At 58.1% G+C, this 13,718-nt stretch carries 14 protein-coding genes and 1 pseudogene; 2 read left to right on the top strand and 13 right to left on the bottom strand.

The genetic code is table 11. The annotated features are described in order from the left end of the window. Positions 1–130: 130 nt before the first annotated feature. Positions 131–2,230, bottom strand: coding sequence for an elongation factor G (fusA, locus tag IM303_RS08740; RefSeq protein WP_193359829.1), 2,100 nt, complete (start codon positions 2,228–2,230; stop codon positions 131–133). 160 nt (positions 2,231–2,390) lie between these two features. Between fusA and IM303_RS08735 the strand changes: the two genes are divergently transcribed. After that, on the top strand, positions 2,391–2,705 hold the full coding sequence (locus IM303_RS08735; RefSeq protein WP_041909805.1) for a helix-turn-helix transcriptional regulator: 315 nt from the start codon (positions 2,391–2,393) through the stop codon (positions 2,703–2,705). Between the two features lie 25 nt (positions 2,706–2,730). Here the strand turns inward: IM303_RS08735 and IM303_RS08730 are convergent, their stop codons facing one another. The 11 genes and pseudogenes from IM303_RS08730 to IM303_RS08675 form a co-directional block, all read right to left on the bottom strand. After that, entirely contained in the window at positions 2,731–3,732 is a 1,002-nt protein-coding gene (locus IM303_RS08730) for a Kdo(2)-lipid IV(A) acyltransferase (protein WP_192986998.1), read from the bottom strand. A gap of 192 nt (positions 3,733–3,924) precedes the next feature. Continuing rightward, positions 3,925–4,155, bottom strand: coding sequence for a tautomerase PptA (gene pptA, locus IM303_RS08725; RefSeq protein WP_192987000.1), 231 nt, complete (start codon positions 4,153–4,155; stop codon positions 3,925–3,927). Between the two features lie 37 nt (positions 4,156–4,192). Continuing rightward, positions 4,193–4,810, bottom strand: a complete 618-nt coding sequence (locus tag IM303_RS08720) for a glutathione S-transferase family protein (RefSeq protein ID WP_192987002.1) — start codon at positions 4,808–4,810, stop codon at positions 4,193–4,195. Between the two features lie 41 nt (positions 4,811–4,851). Then, positions 4,852–5,739: an ABC transporter substrate-binding protein gene (locus tag IM303_RS08715; protein WP_088205498.1), complete on the bottom strand. Its 888-nt coding sequence runs from the start codon at positions 5,737–5,739 to the stop codon at positions 4,852–4,854. A gap of 9 nt (positions 5,740–5,748) precedes the next feature. Then, entirely contained in the window at positions 5,749–6,522 is a 774-nt protein-coding gene (locus IM303_RS08710) for an amino acid ABC transporter ATP-binding protein (protein WP_023292311.1), read from the bottom strand. Then, positions 6,506–7,432 carry an amino acid ABC transporter permease gene (locus IM303_RS08705; protein ID WP_047368635.1) on the bottom strand — a complete coding sequence of 309 codons (927 nt, stop codon included), beginning with the start codon at positions 7,430–7,432 and terminating at the stop codon, positions 6,506–6,508. The genes IM303_RS08710 and IM303_RS08705 overlap by 17 nt, the downstream gene beginning before the upstream one ends. Before the next feature lie 9 nt (positions 7,433–7,441). Next, a complete protein-coding gene (locus tag IM303_RS08700) occupies positions 7,442–7,951 on the bottom strand; it encodes a GNAT family N-acetyltransferase (RefSeq protein ID WP_192987004.1) in 510 nt (169 codons plus the stop codon). 9 nt (positions 7,952–7,960) lie between these two features. Beyond that, positions 7,961–10,224: pseudogene (locus IM303_RS22240) on the bottom strand (NtaA/DmoA family FMN-dependent monooxygenase). Between the two features lie 16 nt (positions 10,225–10,240). Next, positions 10,241–11,362: an amidohydrolase gene (locus IM303_RS08685; RefSeq protein ID WP_028013282.1), complete on the bottom strand. Its 1,122-nt coding sequence runs from the start codon at positions 11,360–11,362 to the stop codon at positions 10,241–10,243. Further along, the gene (locus tag IM303_RS08680; RefSeq protein WP_192987007.1) at positions 11,359–12,360 is read right to left on the bottom strand and encodes an MsnO8 family LLM class oxidoreductase; all 1,002 of its coding nucleotides are present in this window, start codon (positions 12,358–12,360) and stop codon (positions 11,359–11,361) included. Before IM303_RS08680 ends, IM303_RS08685 begins: the two co-directional genes overlap by 4 nt. Before the next feature lie 110 nt (positions 12,361–12,470). Beyond that, the gene (locus IM303_RS08675; RefSeq protein WP_028013284.1) at positions 12,471–13,010 is read right to left on the bottom strand and encodes an AAA family ATPase; all 540 of its coding nucleotides are present in this window, start codon (positions 13,008–13,010) and stop codon (positions 12,471–12,473) included. Positions 13,011–13,072: 62 nt separating this feature from the next. Here IM303_RS08675 and IM303_RS08670 point away from each other — a divergent pair, with 62 nt between their 5' ends. Next, on the top strand, positions 13,073–13,216 hold the full coding sequence (locus IM303_RS08670; protein ID WP_154818592.1) for a hypothetical protein: 144 nt from the start codon (positions 13,073–13,075) through the stop codon (positions 13,214–13,216). On the opposite strand, the gene IM303_RS08665 is transcribed toward IM303_RS08670, so the two are convergent. Then, on the bottom strand, positions 13,213–13,611 hold the full coding sequence (locus IM303_RS08665; protein ID WP_045260619.1) for a cupin domain-containing protein: 399 nt from the start codon (positions 13,609–13,611) through the stop codon (positions 13,213–13,215). The two genes, IM303_RS08670 and IM303_RS08665, sit on opposite strands and share 4 nt — an antisense overlap. Positions 13,612–13,718: the final 107 nt, after the last annotated feature.

Here is a 13,718-nt window from a genome sequence, read left to right as displayed (position 1 = left end):
CACCATGGGTAAAGGATGTTAAAAAGTGTTCACCATGTCCCCGAACACCTGTCTACCATGTCCCCGGACTGTACACCCTCAAGGGAGAGGGGTTGTCCGTGCAGGCATTATTTGTAGGAAACCGACCGTATCACTTCGCACGCCGCGCAATAATCTCATCCGCAACATTCCGCGGTGCCTCCGCAAAATGGTGGAATTCCATCGTGTACGTCGCGCGTCCCTGGGACATCGAACGCAGCGTCGTGGCGTAGCCAAACATCTCGGCCAGCGGCACATCGGCGCGGATAATCTGGCTTCCGTACTGCTCTGCCATTCCCTGCACCATGCCGCGGCGGGAAGAGAGATCGCCCATGATGTTCCCGGCGTACTCTTCCGGCGTTTCCACCTCCACGTGCATGATCGGCTCAAGGATCACCGGATCCGCCCTGCGAGCGCCCTCCTTGAAGCCGAGGATCGCCGCCATGCGGAACGCCATCTCCGAGGAGTCGACGTCGTGATACGAGCCAAACGTCAGCGTCGCCTTAACATCTACGACCGGATAGCCCGCCAGCACGCCGCTGTTCATCGCTTCCCGCAGCCCTTTCTCTACGGACGGGATATACTCGCGCGGTACCACGCCGCCCTTGGTGGCATCTTCAAATACAAAACCACTTCCGGGCTCCAGCGGCTCCAGGCTCAGGACCACATGACCGTACTGCCCTTTCCCGCCGGACTGTCGGACAAATTTCCCTTCAATATCCTTCACCGCCTTGCGCAGGGTTTCCCGGTAGGTTACCTGCGGACGACCAATGTTCGCCTCGACGCCAAACTCACGCTTCATGCGGTCGACGATGATCTCGAGGTGTAGCTCACCCATCCCGGAGATAATGGTCTGACCGGACTCCTCGTCAGTGTGCAGGCGGAAAGACGGGTCTTCCGCCGCCAGACGCTGCAGCGCAATGCCCATTTTCTCCTGATCGCCTTTGGTTTTCGGCTCAATCGCCAGCGAGATCACCGGATCCGGGAACTCCATGCGCTCAAGCGTAATGACGGCGTTCGGATCGGTGAGCGTGTCACCGGTGGTCACGTCCTTCAGCCCCACGCAGGCCGCGATATCGCCCGCGCGCAGTTCATCCACCTCATGGCGATCGTTGGCATGCATCAGCACGATGCGCCCGATGCGCTCTTTCTTCTCTTTCACCGGGTTATAGACCGCGTCGCCTTTGCGCAGCACGCCAGAGTAGACCCGGATAAAGGTCAGCTGCCCGACGTACGGGTCGCTCATCAGCTTGAACGCCAGCGCCGAGAACGGCTCATCATCACTCGGATGACGCTCCGCGTGCTGTCCTTTTTCATCAACGCCGTCAATGGCCGGCACGTCCAGCGGGGACGGCATCAGCTCAATCACCGCATCCAGCATGCGCTGCACACCTTTGTTTTTAAAGGCGCTGCCGCACAGCATCGGCTGGATTTCGCCCGAGATGGTGCGAATGCGCAGCCCCTGGATAATTTCCGCCTCCGTCAGGTCGCCCGTTTCCAGGTATTTGTCCATCAGTGCATCGCTGGCTTCCGCCGCCGCGGAGACCATTTTTTCCCGCCACTCCTGGGCGGTACTGACTAAATCGTCCGGCACGGGGGCATAGGTAAACACCATACCCTGCGTCGCATCGTCCCACAGAATGGTGCGCATCTTAATGAGATCCACCACGCCGGTGAAATGATCTTCGGCACCCACCGGGATGACAATCGGCACCGGATTGGCCTTCAGGCGCTCCTGCATCATACGCACGACGCGGAAGAAATCGGCACCCGGACGGTCCATTTTGTTGACGAAGGCCAGACGCGGTACGTGATATTTATTGGCCTGACGCCAGACGGTTTCCGACTGCGGCTGCACGCCACCCACGGAGTCATACACCATCACCGCGCCGTCGAGCACGCGCATGGAACGCTCCACCTCAATGGTGAAGTCCACGTGCCCCGGGGTGTCGATGATGTTGATCCGGTGCGGCTCAAAGCCTCTGTCCATGCCTGGCCAGAAGCAGCTGACCGCCGCGGACGTAATGGTGATCCCGCGCTCTTGCTCCTGCGCCATCCAGTCGGTGGTTGCCGCGCCATCGTGTACTTCACCCAGCTTGTGGCTCATCCCGGTATAAAACAGGATGCGCTCAGTGGTGGTGGTTTTACCGGCATCGATATGCGCGGAGATACCGATGTTGCGATAACGTTCGAGAGGAATGGGTCGGGGCATGATATTTCCTTAGTCACTATGACGTGTTTGTGACGACCGGGATGGTCGTGCATTGGTTCGTTTGCTATAATAGTCCTATTGTACGAGTATTATCGAACTATTTTTTAAGGGTTGACCTATTGTTGATATAGCTCAATCTGACATCACGCGCAGGAAAACGATGATCCCTAACCACCCTGAAACTGAACAAATACTGCTGGAAAATGTGCTGTTTGCCCTCGGCAACCCGCTCCGGCTATCGATTATTCGCCGACTCGCCGACGGCAGCGAACTCAGCTGTAACGCGCTGCGCCCGGAGGACGTGGTGAAATCCACGATGACCCACCACTGGCGCGTGTTGCGCGATAGTGGGGTCATCTGGCAGCGTCCGCAGGGACGAGAAAATATGATTTCACTGCGTCGGGAGGATCTGGATGCCCGTTTTCCCGGGCTGATGGAAATACTGCTAAAGGCCAAAAGCGCTGCCGGAAACTAGCTCCAGCAGCCTTTTGCGTGGCGTTTTAGTGCTGCATGCCCGACTGCTGCGAGAATTCATCGTCGGTTAAGCCAGCCCGAGGGGGCGCGGAGATTTTTTTACGGGCATATCTGTCCGGCACGCCCTCAGGACGCGTCTTGAAGCGACGGTGCAGCCACATATACTGCTCCGGCGCCATCAGCACCGCGCGCTCGATCGCCCGGTTCATCTGGGTTGCAACAGACTCTTTATCCGCACCCTGCAATGACGCGCTGATATCTTCAAGAATAATCAGCTCGTACCCTGTACCGTCCTCTCTGCGGCGCGGCACAAACGGAATAACGGCAGGCTTAGCGCTTTTGACCAGCATATAGCTGCCCGCCGTCGTGGCGGCATCCGGGACGGCGAAGAATGGCGCAAACACGCTGTTGGCTTTGCCATAGTCATGATCCGGCGCGTACCAGAGAATTTCATTCTGCTTCAGGGCACGGATCATGCCTTTTAAATCATGACGATCCAGCATGGTTTTATTCGAACGCAGACGACCGCGCGTTTGTAGCCAGTCCAGGAGCGCATTATTGTTGGGACGATAAACCCCAATACCGGGGTTAAGCATGCCAAATATCCGCGCGCCCAGCTCAAGCGTCAGAAAATGCATGCCAACCAGCACCACGCCCTTTCCCTGCGCCCTGGCCTGCTCCATATGTTCGTAACCGCGCACGGTAAAGCATTTACGCACCCGCCATTCAGGCCAGAACCACGCCATGCCGGTTTCGATAACCCCCATTCCCACGGATTCAAAATTTCGCTGCAGCAAAGATTCACGCGCTTCTGCTTCCATCTGCGGGAAGCACAGTTCCAGATTACGGCGGGCAATCTCGACACGGCGCGGTAGAAGGCGCATGGCTAACCGGCCCAGAGCGTGTCCGAGTCTGAACAACAGCGGGTAAGGCAGCAGCATGATAAGCCACAGGGCGGCGATGCCTGTCCAGCTTAGCCAGTATCGCGGGTGGAAAAAAGCAGGTGAAAACCGGGGTAATTTTGTCATGAGAAAATTATCCTTTAATTTGACTGTCCTTAATTGATTCTGTTGTCGATCTTTCCTAAGGATTGATGAAATGTCGGTCGTGAACGTTAAGTGTAACGGATCAGATAAAACTTATTTTTATCGTTTTTTGCGAAAAGAAGGCGTAAGCGGCAGGAGAAACCGGGTAAGACGATGACCTCACCCGGCGAAAGATTACAATGAATACCCGGGCTTTTTAATCAACTCGTCCAGCTTCGGTCCGATTTCGGTATCCCAGACCTGCGCCTTCCAGTCTTCCGGGTTTACCTGGTTCAACGCCACCGATACTGAACCGTCTTTGCTGTTGAAATGGCGAATTATCACCTCGGCGATATCTGCCGCCAGCGCGGTTTTTTGCTCGTCGTTAAGATCGCGGGGAAAACATTTGATATCTACGTGTGGCATATGCAGGCTTCCTGTTATGTGTGAGCATTCCACGTTATCAGATAATGTTGTTTGCCTTTAACACCTTGTGCAGTTCCGGCAGCTGACACACGGTATCCGCAATCGCCGTAAGCTTCGGCGTATTTGTCGCAAACCACTCATGGCGAGGCCCCCAGGTGCGAGCCACCGCAATATACACATCCAGCAGCGTCAGCCGTTCACCCAGCGCAAACGGCGCGGCCTTAAGCTGATTTTCAAACCATAGATAGAGGGATTTCCGGTACTCAATGCAGTTTTTCTGCAGCTGTTCCGGCGCATCAGGCACCCAGCGTTCGGGATAATCGGCATAGGTAAAGGTGGGATAGACGTTCGCCACGAACCAGATAAGCAGACGCTGAAACTGCTGACGCTCAGCCTGCCCCACGGGTGGGGCGAGATCGGGACATCTGTCGAGAACCATCAGGGCAATCGCCGCCGTTTCGGTCATGATGGCGCCATTTTCCAGCTCCAGCGTGGGCACCTGGCACAGCGGGTTGAGTTTTTGCAGCAGTTCACGCTGCGAGCCGGGCTGGTCAAACCCGTCAACGTTCACAAATTGATAAGGGATATCAGCCAGGGTCAGCATCACTTCACTGATTGCCGAGCCCCAGCCGGGTACGCCATAGAGTTTCATCATGTTGCCCCCTCAGGAGTGAAAATCCTAAGTGTAGAGCACCATTAGTAGGTTATCCCAGGCGGGTTGACCTCCGATTGCGCCACCGCTTCGCCCTGTTCGCCCCAGCGCGCCAGCACTTTCTGGTACTCTCCGCGCTCAATCGCCCCGTTCAGCGCGGCCTGCAGCGCGTACACCAGCCCATTGCCTTTTTTGGTCGTGGTGGCGACATAAGCTTTTTTCGGACCTAAACCGACCACGCGGGTTTTGCCGGTGAGCGCCGCTTTATAAGCTGAAACCGACTGAGGGCCAAAGAACACGTCCGCCCTGCCGGACTGGATATAGAGATTGCCCGAGGCATCGTCGTGGAGATAGACCGGCAGCGCAGGCGCTCGCCCCGCCTTTTTATTCTCTTCGTTCCAGCCCAGCAGGATGCGCTCCTGATTGGTGCCCGAGCCGACAATCACCTTTTTTCCGGCCAGATCTTCCGCGCTTTTGATTGATTGAATCTCGCTGGTGGACTTCACCGAAAACGCCAACGAATCGACGCGGTAGGTCGCAAAATCAAACTTCTCTTTACGCTGTTCGGTCACCGCAATGTTCACCAGCGCCACGTCGTAGCGCCCGGAAGCGATGCCCAGCGGCCAGTCTTCCCACGCCGTTGGCACCAGCTTTAGCTTCAGCCCCAGGCTGCCCGCCAGCAGGCGTGCGATATCCGGGTCGCTGCCAATCCGCGTGCGGTTATCGCTGGCCAGCAGCGCCAGCGGCGGGGAGTTCAGCATCGAGACGGCGACCGTCAGCGTACCCGGCTCAACGAATTTATAACCGGCGGGGATCTTCGCCACGGCCTGCCGATCCACCGTCACCGGCAGCGGCTGCTCGTTGGCTTTCAGATCGATGCTGGCGTGGCTTGCCGTTGTGAAGACCAGCCCCGCCAGAAGTCCGTATTTCATCTGCGCTCCTTACAGCACTTTTGACAGGAACTGGCGCGTTCGCGCATGCGACGGACGGTTCAATACCGCGTCGCTGCTGCCCTGCTCCACGATTTTCCCGTCGACCATAAACACCACCTGATCCGCCACCTCGCGGGCAAAGCCGATCTCGTGGGTGACCACCACCAGCGTAGTGCCGGACCGGGCCAGTTTTTTGATCACGTCCAGCACCTCTCCCACCAGCTCCGGATCCAGCGCCGAGGTAGGTTCATCAAACAGCATCACGCGGGGGCGTAACGCCAGCGCGCGGGCAATCGCAATGCGCTGCTGCTGCCCGCCGGAGAGATGGCGAGACCAGGCATCGGCTTTATCCCGCAGCCCGACCACATCCAGCAGGCTGTATGCCCTTTCCACCGCCTCTTTTTTGCTGAGCTTCTTATGCGCGATGGGCGCCTCAATCAGGTTTTCCAGCACCGTGAGGTGAGGAAAGAGATTGAAGTTCTGAAACACATAGCCCACGTTGACGCGCTGCTTGAGGATCTCTTTCTCCTTCAGCTCATAGAGCTTGTCGCCCTGACGACGGTAGCCAATGTAGTCCCCGTCGATTTGAATAAAGCCTTCGTCGACGCGCTCCAGATGGTTAATGGTGCGCAGCAGCGTCGATTTGCCCGAGCCTGAGGGCCCGAGAATGACCGTCACGGAACCGGGCGGGATCTCAAGCGAAACGTTGTCGAGCGCCTTATGGCGACCAAAATACTTGCTGACGCCGGTAATCGAGATATGTCCTTCAGGAGAGGCTTGCATGGATAGGCTCCTGTGCTGGCGTGGTGGTGACGGAACGGGTGCGACGGGCGGCGCGGTTCTGATTAACCGCAGAGCGGCGTTCGCTGCGGGCGAGTGCGCGTTCAACACCGTACTGAATAGCGGACAAGACGGTGGTAATCACCAGGTACCACGCGGCACCGACCATCAGCAACGGGATCACCTCCTGCGTGCGGTTGTAGATCATCTGGATGGTATAGAACAGCTCCGGCATTGCCAGGACATAGACCATCGCCGTCCCCTTGGCGAGGCTGATAATTTCATTGAACCCGGACGGCAGAATGGTGCGCAACGCCTGAGGCAGGATTATCCGCACCGTACGTCGCCAGGCCGGCAGGCCGAGCGCGGCGGCGGCCTCATACTGCCCATGATCGACGCCGAGGAATCCACCGCGAATGATCTCGGCGGTATAGGCGCTCTGCACCAGCGTTAGTCCCACCACGGCGGTGGAGAACTGCCCGAGCACGTTAATGGTCTCAAAGCTGCCCCAGCTAATGCTGGTGAACGGCACGCCGAGGGAGAGCGTGTCGTAGAGATAGGAAAAGTTGTAGAGAATGATCAGCACCACGATCAGCGGCAGCGAGCGAAACAGCCAGATATAGCCCCACGCCAGGCTGCTCAGCAGCCATGACGAGGAGAGTCTCGCCAGCGCCAGCATGCCGCCCAATACCACGCTCAGCGCGGTACCGATCAGGGTAAGCAGCAGAGTCTGCCCTACGCCTTCGAGAATAACCGGGTCAAAGAACCAGCGGGCAAACACCGCCCACTCCCAGCGCGGGTTAAAGGCGACGGACTGAATCACGATCGCCAGCACAAACAGCGCCACCGCGGCGCCGACGGTCCGCAGCGGATAACGCGCCGGGACCACCTTAATGGTTTCAACGTTGCTCATCGTCGTTCCTCATGCGGTTTTACTGAACGCTTCGCGTACCAGCGTTTTAGTGAAGCGCAGCCGACCATCAAACGGCGGCTGGCTGTACTCTTCCGGATCCCGGTTCAGATCAAACTGTGGCTGGTAGCCCTGGCTGAGATAGAGCCTGACCGCTTCCGGCTGGCGAAAACCGGTTGTCAGGTAGATCTGGCTGTAACCTGCCAGCACCGCCCTGCGCTCCAGCTCCTGCACTACGCGTCCGGCAAGCCCCTGCTGACGCAGGGTTTTGTCCGTCCAGATGCGCTTGATTTCCGCGGTGCGTTCGTCGAAGGGTTTGTACGCACCGGTGGCGATGATTTTTCCGTCACGCTCCAGAACGATAAACAGCCCCCGCGGCGCTAAATACCACTCGGTGAGTTCCACTTCCGCGTCTTTAGAGAAGTAGTCACCGTAGCGGGCGGCATATTCACCGAACAGCCCCTCGATAATGGGCTGAAGTTCGGCATCTTCCGGTGAAACGTCACGAAATTGTTCACGCATAGCGCCTCCTTAATCACCCAGGCCATCAGGATTCACTTCTGACTGCGGAATACGCTCAACGCCTTCCCCCCAGCGGTTCAGCACTTTGTCGTAATCGCCGTTTTTGATGACGCCGTTCAGCGCGGTCTGCACCGGCTCAACCAGCCCGCTGCCTTTCTTCAGCGTCACCGCAATGTGCGCCGCCTTCGGCCAGCCGCCGTCGACGCTGCCGACCAGTTTAGTTTTCCCGTTCAGCGCCGCCTTCCATGCGCCAATTACGTTCGGGCCAAAGTAGGCATCCGCGCGCCCGGACTGGAGCGCCAGCGTTTGCGCCGCATCGTCTTTGGTATAGATCGGGGTAAACGGTTTCAGCCCCTTCTTCAGGTTTTCAGCATTCCATGCCAGCAGGATGGCCTCCTGATTGGTCCCGGAACCAACGATAATCCGCAGCCCGGCGATGTCCTCAGCCTTCTGAAGCGATTCGATCGGGCTGGTCGATTTCACGTAGAAACCGAGGGAGTCCTTACGGTAGGTGGCGAAATCAAACTTCTCTTTGCGCGCTTTGGTAACGGTAATGTTGCTGATGGCGGCATCATATTTCCCGGACGCCACGCCCAGCGGCCAGTCTTCCCACGACGTTGGCACCACGTTCAATTCAAGCCCGAGGCTGTCGGCCACCAGACGGGCGACGTCAACTTCACTCCCGAGCAGCGTTTTGTTGTCGTCGGAAAATACCGTCAGCGGCGGTTGATTCAGGCCCGCCACCGCCACGGTAAATTTCCCCGGCACGGCGAAGCGATAATCTTTCGGCAGCTGCGCCACTGCATCGCTGTTTTTGGCGGTATTGATCGGCGTTTTATTGGCCTCGATGCTCACGCCGGTGCCGTTAATGTTCACATTCTCTGCCCAGACGGCAGGGGTAAAGGCCAGCGCGAGCGCCAGAATAAGCGATGTTTTCTGCATAGCGGAGTTCTCTTTTATTGTTGTGTGAACTGGTTTTTCGGTTGGTCTAAGCCAAGGCTTTCGCGCAGCGTAGTTCCCGGGTAGTCGGTGCGGAACAGGCCGCGGGCCTGTAAAACGGGCACCACCTGGTCAATAAAGCGCGGAAAGGTATCCGGCGTACCGCCCTGGATGATGAAGCCGTCTGCGGCATAGCCTTCAAACCAGGCCTGCAGACCGTCGGCGACCTCCTCCGGCGTGCCGGAAAAGCGCGGGCGCGGCGATGCGGCCTCAAGCGCCACCTGGCGCAGGGTTAAGTTGCGCTCGCGGGCATTTCGCTTAATTTCATCGGTGGTGCTGCGGAAGCTGTTTTTGCCTAAGTCACCGATATCCGGGAACGGCTCGTCGAGCGGATACTGGCTGAAATCGTGATGTTCAAAATAACGCCCGAGGTAATTGAGGGCATCGGTAACCGACACCAGCGCCGCCGTGGTTTGATACTGGTTTTCCACGTCATCGGCGTCTTTACCCACAATCACGCTGACGCCCAGGAAGATATGTAAATCTGACGCGCGGCGGCCGTTTGTTTCCAGCTGCTGCTTCACGTCGCGGTAAAACGCTTTTGCCTCGTCGAGCGTTTCGTGATGCGTGAAGATGGCGTCGGCATGTTTTGCCGCCAGCTTTTTCCCGTCGTCCGACGCGCCCGCCTGAAAAACAATCGGACGCCCTTGCGGGGTGCGACCAATATTCAGCGGACCGGCGACCTGGAAGAAGTCACCGTGGTGATCGAGGGTATGCAGCCTGGCCGGGTCAAAAAACTGACCACTCTCTTTGTTGCGAATAAACGCGTCGCCTTCCCAGGAGTCCCACAGCCCTTTCACCACGTCGAGATACTCATCCGCAATGCGATAGCGCAGCGCATGCTCGGGGTGTTTTTCGCGCGAGAAGTTCTTTGCCGACCCTTCCAGCGGCGAAGTCACCACGTTCCAGCCCGCACGTCCGTTGCTCAGATGATCGAGGCTGGCGAACTGGCGCGCCGTGGTAAAGGGTTCGCTGTAGGAGGTGGATAACGTTCCCACCAGCCCCAGCCGCGTAGTGATGCTTGCCAGCGCGGATAATACCGTTAACGGCTCAAAGCGGTTTAAAAAATGCGGAATGGATTTCTCATTTATATAAAGACCGTCGGCAACGAATAAAAAATCGAGTTTGCCCTCCTCCGCTTTTAACGCCGTCTCTTTTACAAATTCAAAATTAATGCTGGCATCCGCGACCGCCGCCGGATGACGCCAGGCGGACATATTGCCCGATGCACCATGCAAAATGGTCCCAAGCCGCAGTTGACGATGTGCAGACATATTTACCTCTCCAGAATTAAACGTGTTGCAGGGCTTTTTCCGCCAGCTGTGCAAAATAGCGGGCTGCGGGCTCAATCAGGGCTTCGTCAGGATTAAACGCCGGGTGGTGTAAACCATACGGGCTGTTGCTGCCGATGCTGACAAACGCGCCGGGAACAGACTGCAGGTAGACCGCAAAATCTTCCCCGCCCATATGCAGTTCCGCGTGCCGGGTTTCATAACCGGCCTCACGCGCGACCGAGGTGGCGAAGTCGGCCCAGCGCTCGTCGTTCACCAGCGCGGTGGGCCCGGCATACCAGGTGATGTCGATCTGCGCGCTGAAGGCGCTGGCAAACCCGGCGGCAATTTCGCCCACGCGGGCCTTCACGTTCTGCTGCACCTCCGTGCGGTGGGTGCGAAGCGTGCCCTCCAGCTCGACGCTCTCGGGCAGCACGTTCCAGGTGTTACCCCCTGCGATGCGCGTCACGCTCAGCACCACCGAATCCAGCGTGTTGACGTTGCGGCTGGCGACGCTTTGCAGCGCCGTCACCAGTTGGCTCGCCAGCACAATGGCGTCGTTGCCTTCGTGCGGGCGGGCCGCATGTGCGCCCTTGCCGGTGATGCGGATCACGAAGCGATCGACGTTGGCATAAAACGGTCCGCCGCGGGTGGCGAACTCACCGACCGGCAGGCCCGGCTCGTTGTGCATACCGAAAATGGCGCTGACGTCACGCAGGGCACCGGCACGCACCATGCTCTTCGCACCGCCAAAGTTCTCTTCGGCAGGTTGAAACAGGATACGCACCCTGCCGTTAAGTGAGGCTTCCCGCTCTTTGAGCTTTAACGCGGCGCCGAGGATCACGCTGGTGTGGATATCGTGTCCGCAGGCGTGCATCACGCCTGCATGCTGCGAGCTAAACGGCACGCCGCTGCGCTCTTCAATTGGCAGGGCATCAATGTCTGCCCGCAGCGCAATCAGCTTGCTACCGGTTCCAATTTCCGCCACCAGACCGGTCGGCAGATCGTAAGGCTGTGGGGGAATACCGGCATTCGTCAGCCACTGGCGCAGGCGCGCGGTGGTCTCCACTTCCTGGCCGGACAGCTCCGGGTTCCGGTGCAGCTCACGACGCCAGGCAATCAGTTGTTCGCCGAAGCTCATACGGTGACCTCCCTGTTAAGACGCGCCTCGGCCAGCAGACGCAGAGACGCGACGCGCGTTGCCCCCTCCGCGACCGGCGTGTCGATGATAAATTCGTCAATGCCCCACTGTTCGTGCAGCGCGTTAAGCTGTTCCAGCACCGACTCAGCTGTTCCCGCCAGCAGCGACTGGGCCTGACGGGCAATGCGTACCGGCTCGCTCCCCGCCTGACGGGCAAAGGCGTAGGCCTGCTCCTCACTGGCGACGGTTACGCGCTGGCCGTTTGCCAGCTCAACGCCCCACACTTCGACCTTCTGCGCCAGCCCGTCCGCTTCGGCCTGGGTCGGCGCGACAACCGCCTGCACCGCCACAATCACCTCCCGCGCGCTGTTCTTCCGCCAGATCGATACCACCTCGCGCAGCAGCTCCGGATCGCCGTTCAGGTGTGCGGCAAAGACGAAGTGCCAGTCGAGCGATGCGGCGAGCAGCGCGCTTTCGGGGCTGGCCCCCAGCAGGAAACCTTGTGCAGGGACCGGCGGCAACGGCGTGGCACGAACGGCCTCTTCCGCCGACTGGTTTTCAGGACGGATCCAGCGATCGAGCTGGTCCAGCTGTTCGGCAAAGCTGCCCTTTTCCTGCTGATTCAGGCCCTGCTGAAGCGCGCGGGTTGAGAGCGGCAAACCACCGGGGGCTTTCCCGACGCCCAGATCCACGCGACCCGGCGCCAGCGCGGCCAGAACGTTAAAGTTTTCAGCGACTTTATAGGGGCTATAGTGTTGAAGCATGACGCCGCCAGAGCCCACACGGATGCGCTTTGTTTGCCCGAGGATCCAGGCAATCAGCAGTTCCGGCGAGGGGCTGGCGAGTTGCGGGGTATTGTGGTGTTCGGCAATCCAGAAGCGGTGATAGCCCAGATTTTCTGCCTGTTGCGCCAGCGCTAACGTCCGCGCCAGCGCATCGGCAGCCGTTTCATTTTCAGCGATGGGGCTTTTATCCAGAATGCTGATTCGCCATGACATGTTGCGTTCTCGTTTGACTTAACATGTCGACATTATTAAAGGCGTATTTCACCACTGAGAAACAATTAATTTACATTTGGTTTGCCGGAAATCAGATATATAAAACCCTACTAAGAATAAGATTTTAAGGCGGCAATCAGCGTTTCCGCCTGCCCGCGGCGGGTAATATGGACGAAGCGGATATGCCCATATTGCGGGTTTTGCAGATCGGCTTCATAACGCGTGCGGTTGTTACGCCACGTTTTCATCGTCCAGATGAGAATCGACTCTTTACTGAAGAACGCGCGCCGGAAACTCTCTTTGTTCCCGGTTCCGGGCCAAAGCTCGTGTTTATGCCAGGCCCGTTTGATTGCCCTGTTGACGGCCTGCCAGAGGGTGCGGACAAACCCATAATCCACCCACACGACAACGTCTACATTACGCCATTTAACGGGCCGCGTGCGGTTATAGTTGCCGTCGAGTACCCAGTCTGGCGACGCCTGTAGCACCTGCTCAAGCTTTTCCTGAAACTCATCGTCCGGCGTTCCCTGCCATTCGGGTCGCCAGTAGAGTCTGTCCATCTCGATATAGGGAATAGCCAGTTCGGTCGCAATCTGCTTCGCCAGCGTGCTTTTTCCACTTCCGCTGGTTCCGATGACGTTAATTTTCACCTCAGCCTCCCTGTATTTACGAAAATGAGACCGAATCATAACGTTTTCATTCTGTTAACGAAATGCTTCCTGGTATTACCGCGGCGGTGTTACTCTCCTGTCTGGCAGTCTATTTATTCCCTGAGAAACGTCTGCAGCTGGCCAGTCTGGTGCTGCTGTTTGATCAACCGCGCCTGCAGCAGGCGATTGCCGTTTTTGGCGGTTAGCCGTTCGGGTACTGTTCGTCGGTCACTTTTTCCAGCCACGTTACCGGGCTGCCGTTTACCGCTTCGGCGATGGCGATATGCGTCATCGCCGTTTGCGCACTTGCGCCGTGCCAGTGCTTCACGCCGGGTGGGATCCAGGCGATATCGCCCTGATTCAGGATTTCCGCCTCTTCGCCCCACGCCTGTAACCAGCCGCGCCCCTGCGTCACAATCAGCGTTTGTCCCAGGGGATGCGTATGCCAGGCCGTGCGCGCCCCCGGCTCAAAGGTCACGGTTGCCCCGCCGACGCTGGCAGGTTCGCTCGCCTGAAAGGGCGCGTCAATGCGAACAGCGCCGGTAAACCAGGCCTCCGGGCCTGTTGCTGAAGGTAATGAACCGCTGCGGATAATTTTCATCTTTTGCTCCTTGTTGACTGTTGCGTTAACAGTAGCGCAAAGCATTCTGGAGCATTAGGGTACATAATGAGATAGAACACATGACTCAAATTCATAAATAGAACCGC

The sequence above is a fragment of the Enterobacter cloacae complex sp. P38RS genome (genome assembly GCF_014930775.1).
GTDB lineage: Bacteria > Pseudomonadota > Gammaproteobacteria > Enterobacterales > Enterobacteriaceae > Enterobacter > Enterobacter bugandensis.
This window is presented reverse-complemented; position numbering and strand designations above follow the sequence as displayed.